Source organism: Gordonia sp. OPL2, assembly GCF_003797825.1.
Lineage (GTDB): Bacteria > Actinomycetota > Actinomycetes > Mycobacteriales > Mycobacteriaceae > Gordonia.
Window position 1 is genome coordinate 1 of record NZ_RKME01000016.1, and the last position, 16,882, is coordinate 16,882.

Below are 16,882 nucleotides of genomic sequence, written 5' to 3' on the forward strand. Positions count from 1 at the left end.
CCTTGAACCCGATCGGAAACGACCGCTTCCCGGTCCGAGTCCGACCCACCGGCACACTGATCTCCACCACTCACTCCGTTCCCCACACCCCCACCAGCTGTCTCACGAACAGGCTGGCAGGGAGCGTGTGAACGAAGGTGATGTTTCACAATCGAGGTGTCTGCGTCAGCTTGTCAACTGCACGAGCGTACAACGCGGCGCTGGACGTTGCGCTCTGGTCAACCGTCGGACGATCGCGCTTTGATCTGCTCGTAGAAGGCCCGCATGTCCGGACCGATTTCGGCCAGCTCGATGCAGGGCACCCCGGCGTGCCCTGCATCGAGGTAGGCGAATCGCATCGCACCGCCCATGTCGCCCCGCTGGATCACCGCGTTGCCCGACTGTTCCGCGTCATCCACGGCGGCGTCGAAATCCGCAGGCTCGAAACAGATGTGGTGGATACCGGGGCCGCCGCCGCGCAGGAACTCGGTGTAGATGTTCTCGCCGCGTCGAGGCTCGATGAGCTCGAGTTGCATGTCGCCGATGTACGACAGTGAGATGTGCGCGGTGAAGTCGGCCGGTGCGTCACGGTAGGTGCAGCCGTCTCGGAACTCGATGTCTGGCATTCGGGTCCATTCGCCGGCCCCGCACAGGCGCGACAGCAGACGTTCGGTGGCTTCGATGTCCTCGACAACCCAGGCGGTCTGGGTGATCGGTCCCCACTGCGATGCGGTCATGCCCCACGGTACCGACCCGGGTGTGGCCGGTGACGTCACCCGAGGTGACGCAGGACCGCCGGTGTCCACGAGGGCCACGCCGCATCCCCGATCAGGACGCCCTGGGTGAACTCGGCGACGGGCAGGGGCGCCACCGCTGACGAGCTGTCGTACACGGTGGCCTCATCAGCGCGGGAGATCGCCTCGGCCGCAAGCGGCCAGAGACGACGATGACGGGCGATGATCTTCTCCTCGGGAACGGAGTGCCCTCCTGCCGCAACACGGTGCGCGACACGGAGGACCGACAGTCTCTCCGGAACCGCGAGTACATGGAGGATCACGGTGAAGCCGGCCGCGTGGGCGCGGCCGATGAGCTCGAGCTTGGACGGATGGGAGAAGACGGTCTCGGTGATGAACGAGCGTCCGTCGGCGATCATCCTGTCCCGCGTCGTTGCAGCGATCCGGGCAGCCTCATACGATTTCGCCTCGGAGTCATCCGGCCATCTCTGTCTGGCGATAAGATCGGCATTGATGAACGGGCTTCCGCGCAGCAACGGGCCGAGTGTCAGCTCGACGAATGTGGATTTGCCGGCCCCGTTCGGACCGATGACGAGATCGAGACGTCTCACTCCTCGTCGACGATCCGGGTTGTGCCATCAGGTCGGTACTCGATCATCCGGCCGTCGTCGTCGAGGGCGACCGTCGTGGTGCCGCGCTCCTTGAGTGTTTCGCGATAGTCCGCCGTGGCGAGGTGTTCGCCGACTCGAGCACGGATGGCCGCATTGAAAGCCCGGCCCTCGGGCTCCGTCAGGTCCGTGGTCGGTCGGTCGCCGTTCACCGCGGATTCGATTCGGGCAACGGACGCGGATTCGTGGGAGGTGAGCGCGCGGCCCACGCGGGCCCAGTACTCGAGCTGCTGGCGTCCGGTGCGGTGCTGTCGCCTGCCCTCGGCGATCGCACTCTCGACCAGATCGGCGTCGAAGCGGGTGACCTTGTCTGCTGAGCGGGTCATGATGCCTCCAGAGTGCGGTGTGCGCTCCACTGTAGCAATCTGCTACAGCGCCATGCGACCACACGAGGCGCGGGTGGGCTCAGCTGCGGACACGCCTCCTCGGCCGTTGCGGTTGCCGTTCGGCGACCGCTCGGGCCAGCGCCTCGCGGATCGCGCGCACCGCGGGATGCCCCGCGCGGCCGTCGCGGACGGCGGTGTAGAGGATGCGCAGCGGGTCGCCGGGGAGGCCGACGAGCTGAGTCCCCTCCAGATGGTCGGCGGCGATGAGGGCCGGGACGAACGCAACGGCGTGTCCGGTCCGGACGAGATGGGCGTGCAGCAGCGGGTCCGGTCCCTCGAACCGGACCCGCGGCTCGAAACCCGCACTGCGACAGACGACTCGTGCCCAATCCCCGCTGGCGCTGCCGGGCGGGTCCAGCGCCCACGGTGTGGAGGCGAGCTCGGCGATCGTCGTCGGCGCGGTACTCCACGGTCCGTCCGACGGGATGGCCAGGTAGATCGGGTCGGTGACGAGGTCGGTGCGGTCGGCGCCTTCGCGGACCGGATCGGGCAGTCCCGGGTACTCCTCGCCCAGGATGACGTCGAACTGACTCGACAGGAGTCCGCTGAACGCGGTGTCGACGTCGCGCATGGTGATCTCGACCTGAAGCGCCGGATGGCTCTGTTCGAGCAAGGTGAGCACGGCCGGAGCGATCTCGAGGACGACCGTCTGGAACGACGCCAACCGCAGTGTTCCGCGCACGCTCGGCTGCGCGGCGGCCAGATCGGCCTCGGCCCGTTCCAGCTGGGCGAGCACGATCTCGGTGTGGGCGACCAGGGCGAGCGCATCGTCGGTGAGCCGGACCCTGCGTCCGACGTGCTCGAGGAGTTGAACCCCGGTCTCACGCTCGAGCATCGACAGCTGCTGGGAGATCGCCGACGGTGTATACGAGAGCGCCTGCGCCACCTGTGCCAATGTGCCGCGCACATGCAGTTCGCGCAGAATCCTCAGCCGCGTCACATTGAGCATCGCCCACCTATCGATTGATTAGCAGAACTGATCATATAGCGGCAGAAACATTAACTGGACTGATTGACGGCACAGGTCGATCCTGGATGTATGAATCTCACGTCGCGCGCATCCGGTGGCAGCGGTCCCGCCGCCGCGATGATCTTGGGTTCGTGCGTGTCGTTGCAGTTCGGAGCGGCGATCGCCGTGCACCTGTTCCCGACGATGGGTTCCTGGGGTGTGACGGCTCTGCGGCTCGGTTTCGCGGCGATCATCCTGCTGATCGCGGTCCGACCACGATTCCTGCGTTGGACCGGTACGCAGTGGCGTTCGGTCATCTACTTCGGGGTCGCGCTCGCCGGCATGAACGGTTCGTTCTACTGCGCGATCGAACGCCTGCCCTTGGGTGCAGCGGTCGCGATCGAGTTCCTCGGACCCCTGCTGTTGTCGGCTGCGCTGTCACGCCGGGCGGTCGATCTCGCCTGGGTGTCGCTGGCGTTTCTGGGCATCGGTCTGCTCGGCGTCGAGAGTGTCACGCAGGCCGACTCGCTGGACCCTGTCGGCGTGCTGTTCGCCCTCATCGCCGGATCGTTCTGGGTGCTCTACATCCTCACCAGCGCGCGCGTCGGGCAGCAGGTGCCCGGGGCCGGCGGATTGGCGATGGCTCTGGTGCTCTCGTCGCTGTTCGTGCTGCCGATGGGAGCCTCCGGCGTGGCGCATGCCGCGACCGAACCGGGCCTACTGGCGTTGGCGTTGGGCGTCGCCCTGATGTCGTCGGTGATTCCCTACACACTGGAACTCGCTGCGCTGCGCCGACTTCCGCGCAACGTCTTCGGCATCCTGCTCAGCCTCGAACCCATCGTCGCCGCACTGGCCGGCTGGACTCTGCTCCATCAGCCGACCGGTCCGCTGCGCCTGGCGGCCATCGCGTTGGTCATCGTCGCGAGTATCGGGACTATCGTGACGGCGCCGAAGGCGGTGCGGGCGCGCGAGGACGCGGACGTGCTGGAACCGGTGTCGTAGGTGAGACGGGTCGGTTATCCGGGACGCGTCTGGTCTGCGCTGCGCCGCACACCTGCGCGACGGGTACCGGCGCCGCGGAAAGGAAACCCGACCCACCCGCGTTGCACGTCACATGACCACAACCGCCGAGTACGACCCCGAACTTCTCCGCATCGTCGCCGATCACAAGCAGTCCATCCTGATCACGCTGCGCAAGGACGGCCGCCCGCAGTCGTCGAACGTCGTGCACGTGTGGGACGCCGAGTCCGGCACGGCGTCGGTGTCGGTGACCGCCACGCGTGCCAAGTCCCGCAACGTCGAGCGTGATCCCCGCGTCAGCCTGCACGTACTGGGTGATGGCTTCTTCTCCGGTTATGCCGTCGTCGAGGGCATCGGGGAACTCACCCCGGTCGCTGCGGCACCGGACGACGAGACGGTGCAGGCGCTCGTCGACTACTACCGGACGTTCGGCGGCGAGCATCCCGACTGGGACGACTATCGGCGGACGATGGTCTCCGAACAGCGACGCCTGTTGCGGATTCGGCCGCAGAAGATCTATGGCATGACACGCATGCCCGGCTGATCGTCGCCTCGCGGCGACGGGACTGCGGCCAGGAGGGTCGGGGAGTGTCGGATCACGCCTCGGGGATGTCGAGCCCGAACTTCTCGCGCGTGATCTCCTCGGGCTCGGGGCCACCGCGAACCCCGGTGTCGAGGGCATCGATGGCGTCGAGCTCGTCGGCGTCGAGTTCGAAGTCGAAGACGTCGAAGTTCTCCGCGATCCGCGACGGCGTCACCGATTTCGGGATGACCTGACGACCCTGCTGCAGGTGCCAGCGCAGCATGACCTGGGCGGCGGACTTGTGGTGGTCGCGCGCGATCTTCGTGATCGTCGGGTCCTCGAGGGTCGAGCCGTGTGAGCCGTCACGGTAGAACGTGATCCCGCCGATCGGCGACCACGCCTGCGACACGATGCCGTGGGCGGCGTTCGCCTCCAGGAGCGCGGACTGCCGGAAGTAGGGATGCACTTCGATCTGGTTGATCGCCGGAACCACCGACGTGGCGTCGAGAAGACGTTCGAGGTGATCAGGCATGAAATTGCTGACCCCGATCGCCCGGACCTTGCCGTCGGCCAACAGACGCTCGAGCGCCTTGTAGGCGTCGATGGTCAGATCGAACTCGCCGGGAAGTGCCTGATGCAGGATCAGGAGGTCGATCTGTTCGAGATCGAGCTTGCCCGCCGCCTTGTCGTAGGCGTGCAGGGTGGAGTCGTAGCCGTAATCGGTGATCCAGACCTTCGTCTCGATGAACAGCTCGTCCCGATCGATGCCCGACCGTCGGATCGCGTCGCCGACGCCCCGTTCGTTGAGGTAGGCCGCGGCGGTGTCGATGTGCCGATAGCCGACCTCCAGCGCTGTCTCGACCGCGGTCGTCGTCTCCTCCGGTGGAGTCTGGTAGACGCCGAAACCCAATGCCGGGATGTGGATTCCATTGTTGAGTTCGATCTGCGGTATCGCCATGGGTTTCACGGTACGCCGGTGGGGAAGTCGGTAGGAGTGTCTATCGGGACGTGTACTGGCAGTACCTCCCACGGGCCCGCCGACGGATCTATCGTGTGAACTGCGGCAACGAAAGGATTTTCGACGATGACATGGACCGATGACGAACTGAAGCGAGTGGGCGACGCCGATGAATTGCAGGTCTCCTCGTACCGATCGGACGGCACGCTCCGGCCGTTCGTCACGATCTGGGTGGTGCGCACCGGCGACAACCTCTACATCCGGTCGGCGTACGGACGTGAGAACGGCTGGTACAGGCGGGCGGTGACCAGCGGCCGGGGTCAGATCCGGGCCGGTGGAGTGGAGAAAGACGTCACGTTCGTCGAACCGACCGAGGACGTGCACTCGGCGTTGGACGATGCGTATCACGCCAAGTACGACCGATACGGAGCCAAGATCGTGGGAACGGTCGTGGCTCCGCACGGCGTCGGGGTCACCCTTCGCCTCGATTCGGAGGACTGAACGCCGAACACCCTCGCGCGGCCTCTCACACTGCAGGCGGCGCCCCGGCGACGTCGTCGGTGATCCGCTCGCGCGACAGCAGGAACCAGCCCGCGATCGCGGCGAGCACGAGAGCGATTGCGGCACCATAGAATCCGACGGCGATGGCGTCGGCGGAACTGTGCAGGATCTCCGCCTTCGGGTTCAGGCTGTGGTGTGCGGCGACGGTTCCGGTGTGTTCGCGGGCGAGGACGACCGCGCCGATGATCGCGACACCCAGCGTGCCGCCTAGTTGCCGGATGGTCTGCACGATTCCCGAGGCCTGCGCGCGGTCGGCGGCGGTGACCCGGCCGAGCGCGTCGGTGTTGACGGGCGAGAAGATCAGGCCCAGGCCGAGTCCGGCGATGATCATCCCCGGCACCTGGATGCCGTACTCGAGCCGACTCAGCGACAACGCCCACAGCACGACGCCGACGGTGGCGATGAGCAGCCCGGTCAGCACCGGTCCGCGGACCCCCGATCGGTCGTACCAGCGGCCGGCGAGTTGGGCGCCGACGGCGATGGGGATGATCAGCGGCAGTGCGGCCACACCCGCCATGATCGGTGAGTACCCCAGCAGATCCTGGACATACAGCGTCGAGAACAGCACGATGGCCAGCAGTCCGAACTGCACCGCGAACAGGACGACGAGATTGCCGGAGAACGCTTTTCGCACGAACAGGCGCACATCGACGAGTGGTTCGTCGGACCGCGTCTGTGTCCACACGAAGAATCCGGTGATCACCACCCCGACGGCGAGTAGCCCTAGGGTGGTCGGCGATCCCCAGCCCCATTGACTCGACTGCTGGATCGCGTAGACCGACAGGGCGAGCCCGGCGATCATCAGTGCCGCGGAGATGGGTTGAATGCGCAGTGATGGCTGGCGGGTGTTGTCCGGTTTCGCCCGGGCGACGAGGACGAGCGCGAGCAGTCCGACGGGGACGTTGAGCCAGAAGACCGCGCGCCAGGTGACCCACTCGGTCAGTGCGCCACCGAGCAGCGGTCCGATCGCGAGGAAGATCTGACTGATTCCCACGTACACGGCCATCGCGCGACCACGTACCGACACGGGGAACGCGTCCATCACGATGGTCGCGCTGGCCGGCATCATCAGCGCCGCGCCGATGCCCTGGACGGCGCGGGCGATGATCATCCACTCCTCACCGAAGGAGCCGACCGGCGCCAATCCGCAGAACGCGGACGCGACGAAGAAGATGGTGACACCGAGTCGGAAGGTGGTGACGGGACCGATCTTCGCGCCGAGTTTCCCGCCGAGCGCGACCATGGCCGCCATCGCCAGGACGTAGGCGTTGACCACCCACTGCTGGCCCGACGCGGTGAGCGGCAACTCGCGCGTCATCGTCGGTAGCGCGACGGTCACCACGGTCTGATCGAGCATGATCATCGACAGACTGCCGGTCATCGCGACCAGGGTCAGCCAGGCGTGACGGGTCGCGCCCGTCGTCGTGGAGGTGGTGGTCACCGTGTCCTCGCTCTCGGTCGATCCCGTGACGATCGGTGTCGCGGGGTGATGGGATCAACCGAACAGCAGGACCCTCACAAACCGCTCACATCGACCATCATCGGCCAGATACGAGTCGCGCAAGGGGCGATCGAGCAGGTGACGCGGAGGTCAGAATCCTTCGGGCTCGCGCGGTGTGTACGGCGCCTCGAGTGCGGCGAGCTCGTCGGCGTCGAGCACGACGTCCAGAGAGGCGACGGCGTCGTCGAGGTGTGCCGCCTTGGTGGCGCCGACGATCGGTGCCGTCACCGCCGACTGCTGACGAACCCAGGCCAGGGCGACCTGCGCCCGGGAGACACCACGCCTGTCGGCGATCGAGGCGACGGTCTCGATGATCGTGCTGTCGGACTCGGCGTCCTGCCGGTACATACGGACGGTCATCGCGTCGGTCTCGCTGCGCGCGGTCGTCTCGCCTGCCGGTCGGGTCAGCCGCCCCCGCGCGAGCGGACTCCACGGAAGAATCCCGACGCCCTGGTCCAACGCGAACGGATGCATCTCGCGTTCCTCCTCGCGCTGGATGAGGTTGTACTGATCCTGCATGGAGACGAAACGCGTCCAGCCGTGCAGGTCGGCGGTGAACTGCATGGTCGCGAACTGCCAGGTCCACATGCTCGACGCGCCGAGGTAGCGGACCTTACCGGCCTTGACGACGTCGTGCAGCGCCTCCATCGTCTCCTCGATCGGAACGTCCGGATCGAACCGGTGGATCTGATAGAGGTCGACGTAGTCGGTGCCCAACCGGGCGAGGCTGGCGTCGATGGCACTCATGATGTGCTTGCGGGACAGCCCTCGCGAGTTGGGGCCGTCGCCGGTCGGGAAGAACACCTTGGTCGCGATGACCACCTCGTCGCGGCGCGCGAAGTCGGCGACCGCGCGTCCGACGATCTCCTCGCTGGAACCGGCCGAGTAATAGTCGGCGGTGTCGAGCGTGGTGATCCCGGCCTCGAGCGCCGCGCGGATCAGAGGTCGCGACGACTCCTCGTCGAGTGTCCACTCGTGCGGTCCGCGCCCGGGATCGCCGAAACTCATGCAGCCGAGGACGAGCTCGGAGACGGACAGACCTGAGGTACCCAGACGCTGAGAGTCCATGGCGCCCTTCCTGATCAGTGGCTACTTCTCGTAGCTGTAGAACCCGCGTCCGGACTTCTTGCCGAGGTAGCCGGCGTCGACCATGCGGCGCAGCAGGGGCGGCGGGGCCAGATGCGGCTCGGCGAACTCGTCGTAGAGCGAGTCGGCGGCGGCCAGGGTGATGTCCAGGCCGATGGTGTCGATCAAGGTCAGCGGACCCATCGGGTAGCCGCAGCCACCCTTCATCGCGGTGTCGATGTCCTCGGCCGAGGCATAACCGGAGTCGAGCATGCGGATCGCCTGGCACAGGTAGGGAATCAGCAACGCGTTGACGATGAATCCCGAGCGGTCTCCGGCGCGCACCGGGTTCTTGCCGAGCGTGTCCTTGACGTAGGCCGCGACCGCGTCGGCGGTGGCAGTGGCCGTGGTGAGCGTGGAGATGATCTCGACGAGCGGCATCACCGGGACGGGATTGAAGAAGTGCACGCCGACGACACGTTCGGGGTGCTTGGTCGCCGCGGCCACCTTGATGACCGGAATCGACGACGTGTTGGTCGCCAGGATCGCGTCCGGGCCGACGGCCGCATCGAGGCGGGCGAAGATCTCCTGCTTGAGTTCCAGGATCTCCGGCGCCGCCTCGATGACGAGTTCGCGGTCGGCGAGTTGGTCGTAGTCGACGGTGACGCGCAGGTTCGTCAGAGCGGCGTCGGCCTCGTCGGCGGTGATCTTGTTCCGAGCCGCCGCGCGGGACAGGGACTTCGACACCCGTTCGTATGCGGCGTCCGCGAATTCGGGCTTGGCCTCGACGATCACGACGTCACTGCCGGCCCGGATGCACACTTCTGCGATCCCGGCACCCATGGTGCCGCCACCGATCACACCGATCTTCTGCACGATCACACCTCCCACATGGTCTGACCGACACGGTAGTACGCATCGTGCGGTCCAGGCAGAATGGCCCCCATGATCCGCATGGCGACCATCGGTACCAGCACGATCACCCGCTCGTTCCTCGACGCCGCCGCCTCGGTGCCGGCCGTCGATGTGGTGACCGCGTACTCACGCGACGCAGGTCGGGCGGCAGAGTTCGCCGCCGACACCGGACTCGCGTCTTCCGCGTCCGATCTCGACGAGCTCCTGTCGTCGCCGGAGATCGATGCCGTGTACATCGCCTCACCGAACGGCGCGCACGGCACACAGGTGCGCCAGGCGATCGACGCGGGCAAGCATGTGCTCGTCGAGAAACCCGCGGTACCGACGAGCGCGGAGTTCGTCGATCTCGCCGACGCCGCGTCGTCGAAGGGCGTGGTCCTGCTCGAGGCCATGCGCAACTGTTACGACCCGGGGCTGTCCGATGTCGCCACACTCCTCCCGCAACTGGGGACCCTGCGGCGTGCGTCGTTGGCGTACTGCCAGCGGTCGGCTCGCTATGACAAGGTGCTCGCGGGCGAGCGGGTCAACATCTTCGACCCCGCGATGGCCGGCGGTGCACTGCTCGATCTCGGCGTCTACACAGTGGCGGCGATGATTGCGCTCTTCGGGGAGCCCGAGCGGGTTGTCGGGGCATCGATCCCGATCCCCGGTGGCGCCGACGGTGCCGGTGCTGCATTGGCGGTCTACGACGGCGGCTTCGTCGTCGACCTGTCGTACTCGAAGATCACCGCCTCCGATCGGGTCAACGAGATCCAGGGTGAACTCGGCACGCTGACGTTCGAGCACGTCGCCCAGCCGACTTCGGCGCGGGTGAGTCTGCTCGACGGCATGGTGAGTGACCACACCTTCGACGGGCCGTCGAACAACATGGTCCACGAGGTCCGCCGGTTCGCGGACCTCGTGGACACCTCGGGAGACGCCTCGGCCGATCATGCGCGGACGCTGGCCACTCTGCGTGTCGTCGAACGGATTCAGTCGGCGGTCTGAGCGGCGTCCTCTCCGGTCTCGCCGGGCTCATCGCGCTCGTCGGCCAGCAGACGTCGACGCGAACGGCGGAACGCCCAGACGACGACCACGAGGGCCACGGCCAGCAGCGGATAACCCATCGAGATCCGCGCGACCCCCAGCCAGCCGGTCGAGTCGGCGTCGTAGAGGTGGTCCTGCACGACGAACCGTGCGGTGAACATGACGGTGAGAGTGAGGGTGGCGATGTCGTGCGCACGTCGGACCGGCCGGTCGGTGCGCCACGGATGGTTGTTGCCGTGCAACGCATTCCACAGCAGTCCGGTCAACGGCCGACGTGCGACGACGGTTGCGGCGGTGATGACGGCACCGGCGAGACTCGCCCAGATACCGATCAGGAAGTAGCCGTCGGCGGAGCCGGTCGCCCCCGCCACGGCGCCGGCGGTCGCGACTCCGATCACTCCGCCGAGCGCGGTCATCAACGGTTCGCCACGGACCACGCGCATCACGGCTAGCACGATGGCGACGGTGATCGCGATGCCGATCGTGATCGGAAGCGGGGCAATGCTGTTGGCGACGACGAACACCACGACCGGGACGGTCGAGTAGATCATGCCGGTGGTGCCGCCGAGCTGGTCGAGGATCTGGTGGCCGAGGTCGCTCCCGCCGGTATCGGGGGTGGTGCGGTCGGTGGTGTCGTCGGGTCGGTTCACGTCGATCATGCGGTCCGTCCTCCCAGATGGCGAGCGAGGAAGCGCTCGATGGCGTGGTGCAGGGTGATCTGGTTCTCGGGGTTGACGAATCCGTGGCCTTCGTCGTCGGCGACGAGGTAGTCGACGTCGACCCCGCGGTCGCGCAGTGCGGTGACGATCGTGTCGGACTCGGCTTTCACCACCCGCGGGTCGTTGGCGCCCTGTGCGACCATCAGGGGCCGCACGATGTCATCGACCCGGCTGATCGGTGATCGTGCACGCATGTCCGCCGCCTGCTCCGGGATGTCCGGGTCGCCGACGTAGCGGTACCAGTTGTTCGCGATACCGGCGCCGAGGAACGCGGGTTGGGTGCGCATGAAGTTCTCGAGGTCGGAGATGCCGACGTAATCGACGGCGGCGGCGAAGACCTCGGGTGTGAAGGCGGCACCGACGAGCGCGGCGTATCCGCCGTAGGAGCCACCGAAGATAGCGACCCGGTCGCGGTCGGCATATCCCTGTGTGACCGCCCAGTCGACGGCGTCGAGCAGATCGTCGTGCATGGCGCCGGCGAACTCGCCGATCGCCGCCTGCGTATGCGCTCTGCCGTAACCGATGGACCCCCGGAAGTTGACCTGTAACACCGCATATCCGCGGTTCGCGAGCAGTTGCACGGTCTGCTGGTATCCCCACGAGTCGCGAAACCACGGTCCGCCGTGGACCAGGAGGACCATCGGGAGGTCGATCGGTTCGACGCCGATCGGCAGGGTCAGGTAGGACGGCAGGTCGAGTCCGTCGCGCGCGGTGATGGTCACCGGCATCATCGGGGCGAGCGCGTCCGGGTCGAGATGGGGAAACGGGCGGAACAGCTGTCGGCGTTCGCCCGTGCCGTGGTCGTACAGCCAGGTGACGCCGGGATCGCGGTCGTGGATGAAGCTGACGACCCACCGTCGGCCGTCCAGATCCGACGACAGTTCGCCGATGTCTCCATCGGACAGTGTCGCGAGTTCGGCCAGTACGTCGGCGAACTCGGGGTCGAGCGCGTGGATCACCTGCCGCTCGCCGAGGTAGCGCACCCCGATGAGCGCGTCGGTGGCGCGGTTCCGGATCAATGCGGAGGACATGCCCGCCACGGCGCGACGATCGGCGTCGAGCTCGAGCGTGGGATGGCTGTCGACCTCCGTCTCTTCTCCGGTGGCGAGATCGACACGGACCAGGCGGGTACGGTCGCGGCCGCGGTTGGAGCCGACCCACATGCCGGTGCCGTCGGGGGTCATCGTCGCGAGTGTGACGCCGTACGGGTTGTCGTCCCCGTCGTAGGAGGTGATCGGCGTCAGGGTGCCGGTGGTCGGGTCGCGGCGCGAGATCTCGAAGCGGCGGTCGTCGGTGATCGCGGTGCAGAACAGTTCGCGGTCATGGCCCGGTACCCAGGACTGCCCCACTCCGGGGCTCTCCGCCACGAGAGTGAGTTCGCCTGATGCCACATGGATCTCGTACAAGTCGAAGCGGCTCACGTCGCGGGCGTTGAGGAGCAGCGTCATCACGCCGGGCCGCCCGGACGCGGGTTCGAGAGCGAGTGCCCGTGCCCCGGGGTGCGGGGTGAGGTCGACCGCGGGAGCGCCGGGAGTGTCCAGGTCGACGCGGAACACGTGCCAGTTCTCGTCGCCACCGGTGTCCTGCAGATAGAGCAGCCACCGCGGATCGTCGGTCCACCGGTAGCTGAGCACACTTCGCGTGTCGTCGGCGGTGACGCAACGACTTTCGGCGATGGAGCCGGTCTCGTCGGGGTCGAGGTCCTCGATCCAGACGTTGAGCCGGTTGCGCCACGGCGCGAGGAAGGCGATCCGCGTGCCATCCGGTGAGATGGTCGCGCCGGTGCGGCGCGGCGGTGCGAAGAAGTCGTCGATGGTGATCCGCCGGGGCAAGGTGTTCGTGTGCTGTTCCATGCCTCCGACACTGCCCGGCACATGCCACGGCCAGTAGTACGCGCAGTCATCGATCGTCGATGACTTTCCGGCGTGACCCGTGATGACAAATGTCAGATGCCGAGGTCAGCGGTGCAGAGCCGGTCAGATCCAACCGAACTCGCGGGCTTTGCGTGCTGCCTCGTACCGATTGGACGCGTTCAGCTTTGCCATCGCCGACGACAGATAATTGCGGGTCGTCCCCGGCGAGAGGTGGGCGCGGGTCGCGATCTCGTCGACGGAGGCGCCGTCGAGGGCGTACTCCAGGACGTCGGCCTCACGCGCCGTCAGCACCGTCTCGCCCGCGCTGATGGCCTCCGCGGCGAGTTCGGGATCGACGTACCGGCTGCCGCCGTGCACCGTCGAGATGACCTCGGCCAGGGTGGCCGCCGACGCGGTCTTCGGCAGGAAGCCGCGAATGCCTGCGGCCAGGGCGCGCTTGAGATAGCCGGGTCGGCCATGGCTCGTCACGATCACGATCCCGGCGTCGGGAGTGATCTCGAGTAGTTTTGTGGCCGTGTCGATTCCGTCGATGCCGGGCATCTGCAGGTCGATCAGGGCGACCGCCGGGGCCTCGCCCGAATCGGCGCGGGTACGCCAGATGTCCACGAGTTCTTCTCCCGAACCGACGTGGGCGACGACCTCGATCGTCTCCTCGAGATCGAGCATCGTCGCCATCGCCGCCCGGATGAGCGTCTCGTCGTCGGCGAGCAACACCGGGATCATGTGTCCTCCCACTTCACCTCGAGCACGAATTCGTCGGCGGTGCACGACCGCTCGAGGCGGGCACCCACCTCCGCGAGCCGCTCGGCCAGGCCCCGGAGGCCGGATCGCTCATCGACCGCGTCGGCCGAGGCCGACGATACCCCGTTGTTCCTCAACGTCATTCCGGACGAGCCCATGACGAACGTGGCCGATGTCGCGGACGAGTGCTTCACGATGTTCGTGGTCGCCTCACGGACCACCCATGCGGCGACCTCGTGGAACTCGACGGGCACCGCCGACGGATCGCCCTCGACGACGAGCTCGCATCCGGCGGCGGACAGCAGTGAGCGTGCGCCGGCGACCTCGCCGTCGAGATTGATGTCGCGGTAGCCGCGGACCAAGGCGCGCATCTGTTCCATCGACTCGACGGCCAGGGTCTTGATCTCATCGATCTCGGTGCCTGCGCGGTCGGCGGCGCCGGCACGTAGAAGTGTCGATGCCAGTTCGCTTTTCACCGCGATGGCCGAGAATCCCCGACCGACGACGTCGTGCAGGTCGCGCGAGAATCGCAGACGTTCCTCGGCCACCTGCAGCTTCGCCTCGACGACCCGTGCACGCTCCAGGTCGTCGACGACGGTGAGCGCCCAGCGGGTCAACAGGGTGGTACCGACGAGGAAGGCGGCCACGACGAACGTGATCCCGGCGACCTGCAGCATTCCACGAGGACCTGCGGCGAAGGCCACCCCGGTCGCGACGCTGGTGCCCAGGGTGATCCACCAGCAGTGCCGGACGAACGGGACGATCGACAACGCGGCGAGCATCGCGACGTAGATGCCTGCGCTCCGGGCGGCATCGACGTCGGGGCCTGCCGACATCGCCCTGGCGGCGATCGCATAACCCACCCAGACCGCGACCAACAGTGCGGTGGCCGTCGGCAGCATCCATCGTCGCGGCCGGCCGCGGACGATGGTGGCGAACTCCGGCTGGGCCTCGACGGCGAGCAGGGCGGCGGCGCCGGCGATCAGCACGCCGGGCACCGCCCACGGTCGGGCGGTCGTGACGGCCAGGATGATGGCGACCCCGAGGATGGCGGACTGCAGCGTGAGACGGGTGTAGAGCCGGAACCGTTCAGGCCCGGTGAGCTCGCGCCACCAGCCCGTCACCGCCGTCACCCGCGATCGTCCCACCGGAAGCTCGTCGAGGTGAGGGCGAAAGCCAGAACCGACCATAGGACCAGTGTGGCAACCGGCTGGGCGATCTCGCCGAAGGTGCCCGCGAAGTCGAGGGCCGCGTCGCTCGACGATGCCGTCGCCGACGTTCCTGTGGTCCCCAGCGAGATCAGGTCGGATACCGCGGCGAACGGTGTCCAGCCGGCGACGCCGGCCAGTCCGTCGGGCAGGATCGAGCGGATCGATTCGAGTCCGATGGTGGCGAGCACCATCACCGGCAGCGACGTGATCTGGGCGGCCTCGGCGTTCTTCGTGACGGCGCTGGTCGCCAGCGCCAGCACCGAGAACACGATCACTCCGGCGATCAGGGCGACAGCGACCAGAATCGGGTTGACCGGTGCGGGCGCACCGAATCCGTACACGATGGCGGCGACGATCGCCGTGCCCGCGGCGGTCAGCAGGATGCCCGGTACGGCCGGGGCGGTGAGGATCTGCCAGTCGGCTGCCTCACCGGTACGGAGGCGCTTGAGCACACCTTCGCCGCGGCGCGTGGTGACCATCGACAGCACGGAGTAGTACTGCACGAACAACAGGGCGGCGTAGGCGAACAACTCCAGGGTGGTCGCGGCGAGAGTGGTGGTGACGTCCGCGTCGCGACGCGCGAGGAAGAAGGTGGCGAGTGGAATCCCGATGGGGAACACGGTGCCCATGGTGACGAGCGTCTTGTTGCGGCAGAACTGGCGGAACTCCGCGGTCGCGAGCGCGGTGAGCGGCCGACGTCGTGGGACGTCGACGGCGGTGGAGCCGGTGGTGGTGGGGCCGGTGGTGGTCATCGGTGTGCTCCGATCGGGTTCGCATGGGTGGTCGGTGTCGTGGCGATGCCGGCGGCATCTCTGTCGGCGTCTGCGTCCCCGGCGATGTCGAGGAACACCGATTCGAGAGAGGCCGCCCGCGCTTCGAGGCCCTGCAGGGCGACGCCGTGATCGCGTGCCCAGGTGAGGAGCGTGTCGAGGTGGGCCTGAAGGTGGTGGGTGGCGATGGTGACCCGCGCACCGGTGTCGATGACGGCGCCGGGGAAATCGGGCAGCACCAGGCCGGGATGATCGAAAGCGATCCTGGCCGGGTGGCCATCGACGATCTCGCGGAGGGTCCCGCGACGGGAGATCGCACCACGATGCATGATCGCGATGCGGTCGGCGAGCGCCTCGGCCTCATCGAGATAGTGGGTCGTCAACACCATCGTGACGCCGTCGGCCTTGAGGTCGGACAACAGCTTCCACGTCTGACGCCTGCTCTCCGGATCCAGACCGGTGGTCGGCTCGTCGAGGAAGAGCAGTCGAGGTTGGCCCAGCAGCGCGCAGGCGAGGTCGACGCGACGCTTCTCGCCGCCGGACAGCGAACCCACCCGCACGTGCGCGCGATCGGTGAGATCGACCTTGGCGAGCACGTCGTCGACCGTCGTGGGGCGTGAGCACGTGCCACGCCACATCTGCAGGGTCTCGGCGACGGTCAGTTCGGCGGGGAGCCCGCCGGACTGCAGCATGATGCCGACCTGCGGCCGGACCAGGGCTCGATCGCGGAGGGGGTCGAGCCCGAACACCTCGACCTCACCCGCGGTCGGTGCCGTCAGGCCCTCGAGCAGGTCGAAGGTCGACGTCTTGCCTGCCCCGTTGGTGCCGAGCAGGGCGAAGACCTCGCCCTCGCGGACGTCGATGTCGATGCCCCGTACTGCCTCGAAAGCCGAGCCGCCCTTGCCGTAGGTGCGCCGGAGCCCCGTGGCGGAGATGACCGTCGACTGATGTGTCGTGTGGGGTTCGAGGTCGACCTCGAACCTGGTGGCGTGTCTGTTTCGCATGCATCGAGCATCGTCGGACGGCATCGTGGGAGGTAGTGGGCGCAATCATGGATTCGTGCTGACAAATGTCACGGCTGGTGGGAGAACCCTTCGTGGCTTCGTCGCTGCGCTCCTCGCACCTCAGGGATCGGGGGGAGACGCTGCGCTCCTCGCACCTCAGGGATCGGGGGGAGACGCTGCGCTGTTGGCACTTCGGGGATCGGGTGGCCTTCCCCGGTTTTCGCTCCCTGAGGAGCGAGCTTGCGAGCGTCCATGCTCCCTGAGGAGCGAGCTTGCGA

The 16,882-nt window shown here is 67.3% G+C and carries 18 protein-coding genes; 4 read left to right on the forward strand and 14 right to left on the reverse strand.

The genetic code is table 11. The features are described from left to right. Positions 1 to 218 precede the first annotated feature (218 nt). The 4 genes from EEB19_RS15405 to EEB19_RS15420 all read right to left on the reverse strand — a co-directional run bounded on the left by EEB19_RS15405 (position 219) and on the right by EEB19_RS15420 (position 2,716). Positions 219 to 716 (reverse strand): VOC family protein, encoded by a 498-nt coding sequence (locus tag EEB19_RS15405; protein WP_187587783.1) that lies wholly within the window; start codon positions 714 to 716, stop codon positions 219 to 221. A gap of 35 nt (positions 717 to 751) precedes the next feature. Next, complete coding sequence (locus EEB19_RS15410) at positions 752 to 1,324, reverse strand: zeta toxin family protein (RefSeq protein WP_187587785.1); 573 nt, start codon at positions 1,322 to 1,324, stop codon at positions 752 to 754. Continuing rightward, the gene (locus EEB19_RS15415; protein ID WP_187587787.1) at positions 1,321 to 1,707 is read right to left on the reverse strand and encodes a hypothetical protein; all 387 of its coding nucleotides are present in this window, start codon (positions 1,705 to 1,707) and stop codon (positions 1,321 to 1,323) included. Before EEB19_RS15415 ends, EEB19_RS15410 begins: the two co-directional genes overlap by 4 nt. 79 nt (positions 1,708 to 1,786) lie before the next feature. Next, positions 1,787 to 2,716 carry a LysR family transcriptional regulator gene (locus tag EEB19_RS15420; protein ID WP_187587789.1) on the reverse strand — a complete coding sequence of 310 codons (930 nt, stop codon included), beginning with the start codon at positions 2,714 to 2,716 and terminating at the stop codon, positions 1,787 to 1,789. A gap of 90 nt (positions 2,717 to 2,806) precedes the next feature. Here EEB19_RS15420 and EEB19_RS15425 point away from each other — a divergent pair, with 90 nt between their 5' ends. Both EEB19_RS15425 and EEB19_RS15430 read left to right on the forward strand, forming a co-directional pair. Then, on the forward strand, positions 2,807 to 3,718 hold the full coding sequence (locus tag EEB19_RS15425) for a DMT family transporter (protein ID WP_187587791.1): 912 nt from the start codon (positions 2,807 to 2,809) through the stop codon (positions 3,716 to 3,718). A 112-nt stretch (positions 3,719 to 3,830) separates the two neighbouring features. Then, positions 3,831 to 4,280 carry a PPOX class F420-dependent oxidoreductase gene (locus EEB19_RS15430; protein WP_187587793.1) on the forward strand — a complete coding sequence of 150 codons (450 nt, stop codon included), beginning with the start codon at positions 3,831 to 3,833 and terminating at the stop codon, positions 4,278 to 4,280. 52 nt (positions 4,281 to 4,332) lie between these two features. On the opposite strand, the gene EEB19_RS15435 is transcribed toward EEB19_RS15430, so the two are convergent. Further along, positions 4,333 to 5,217 (reverse strand): aldo/keto reductase, encoded by an 885-nt coding sequence (locus EEB19_RS15435; RefSeq protein ID WP_187587795.1) that lies wholly within the window; start codon positions 5,215 to 5,217, stop codon positions 4,333 to 4,335. A gap of 126 nt (positions 5,218 to 5,343) precedes the next feature. On the opposite strand from EEB19_RS15435, the gene EEB19_RS15440 reads away from it, so the two are divergent. Beyond that, entirely contained in the window at positions 5,344 to 5,718 is a 375-nt protein-coding gene (locus tag EEB19_RS15440; protein ID WP_187587797.1) for a DUF2255 family protein, read from the forward strand. Positions 5,719 to 5,743: 25 nt separating this feature from the next. Here EEB19_RS15440 and EEB19_RS15445 read toward each other — a convergent pair whose 3' ends face one another. The 3 genes from EEB19_RS15445 to EEB19_RS15455 all read right to left on the reverse strand — a co-directional run bounded on the left by EEB19_RS15445 (position 5,744) and on the right by EEB19_RS15455 (position 9,220). Next, the gene (locus EEB19_RS15445) at positions 5,744 to 7,219 is read right to left on the reverse strand and encodes an MFS transporter (RefSeq protein ID WP_187587799.1); all 1,476 of its coding nucleotides are present in this window, start codon (positions 7,217 to 7,219) and stop codon (positions 5,744 to 5,746) included. Positions 7,220 to 7,369: 150 nt separating this feature from the next. Then, a complete protein-coding gene (locus EEB19_RS15450; RefSeq protein WP_187587801.1) occupies positions 7,370 to 8,347 on the reverse strand; it encodes an aldo/keto reductase in 978 nt (325 codons plus the stop codon). Positions 8,348 to 8,368: 21 nt separating this feature from the next. Further along, positions 8,369 to 9,220 carry a 3-hydroxybutyryl-CoA dehydrogenase gene (locus EEB19_RS15455; RefSeq protein WP_187587803.1) on the reverse strand — a complete coding sequence of 284 codons (852 nt, stop codon included), beginning with the start codon at positions 9,218 to 9,220 and terminating at the stop codon, positions 8,369 to 8,371. A 69-nt stretch (positions 9,221 to 9,289) separates the two neighbouring features. On the opposite strand from EEB19_RS15455, the gene EEB19_RS15460 reads away from it, so the two are divergent. Next, positions 9,290 to 10,246: a Gfo/Idh/MocA family protein gene (locus EEB19_RS15460; RefSeq protein ID WP_187587805.1), complete on the forward strand. Its 957-nt coding sequence runs from the start codon at positions 9,290 to 9,292 to the stop codon at positions 10,244 to 10,246. Here the strand turns inward: EEB19_RS15460 and EEB19_RS15465 are convergent. The 6 genes from EEB19_RS15465 to EEB19_RS15490 all read right to left on the reverse strand — a co-directional run bounded on the left by EEB19_RS15465 (position 10,231) and on the right by EEB19_RS15490 (position 16,604). Continuing rightward, positions 10,231 to 10,944, reverse strand: a complete 714-nt coding sequence (locus EEB19_RS15465; protein ID WP_187587807.1) for a DUF3159 domain-containing protein — start codon at positions 10,942 to 10,944, stop codon at positions 10,231 to 10,233. The genes EEB19_RS15460 and EEB19_RS15465 overlap by 16 nt on opposite strands. After that, positions 10,941 to 12,857: a S9 family peptidase gene (locus tag EEB19_RS15470; RefSeq protein WP_187587809.1), complete on the reverse strand. Its 1,917-nt coding sequence runs from the start codon at positions 12,855 to 12,857 to the stop codon at positions 10,941 to 10,943. Before EEB19_RS15470 ends, EEB19_RS15465 begins: the two co-directional genes overlap by 4 nt. 123 nt (positions 12,858 to 12,980) lie before the next feature. After that, positions 12,981 to 13,601 (reverse strand): DNA-binding response regulator, encoded by a 621-nt coding sequence (locus EEB19_RS15475; protein ID WP_187587811.1) that lies wholly within the window; start codon positions 13,599 to 13,601, stop codon positions 12,981 to 12,983. Next, positions 13,598 to 14,752: a sensor histidine kinase gene (locus EEB19_RS15480; protein ID WP_262365696.1), complete on the reverse strand. Its 1,155-nt coding sequence runs from the start codon at positions 14,750 to 14,752 to the stop codon at positions 13,598 to 13,600. Before EEB19_RS15480 ends, EEB19_RS15475 begins: the two co-directional genes overlap by 4 nt. Next, positions 14,749 to 15,582 (reverse strand): ABC transporter permease, encoded by an 834-nt coding sequence (locus EEB19_RS15485; RefSeq protein ID WP_187587815.1) that lies wholly within the window; start codon positions 15,580 to 15,582, stop codon positions 14,749 to 14,751. Before EEB19_RS15485 ends, EEB19_RS15480 begins: the two co-directional genes overlap by 4 nt. Next, the gene (locus EEB19_RS15490; RefSeq protein ID WP_187587817.1) at positions 15,579 to 16,604 is read right to left on the reverse strand and encodes an ABC transporter ATP-binding protein; all 1,026 of its coding nucleotides are present in this window, start codon (positions 16,602 to 16,604) and stop codon (positions 15,579 to 15,581) included. The genes EEB19_RS15485 and EEB19_RS15490 overlap by 4 nt, the downstream gene beginning before the upstream one ends. Between the last annotated feature and the right edge of the window lie 278 nt (positions 16,605 to 16,882).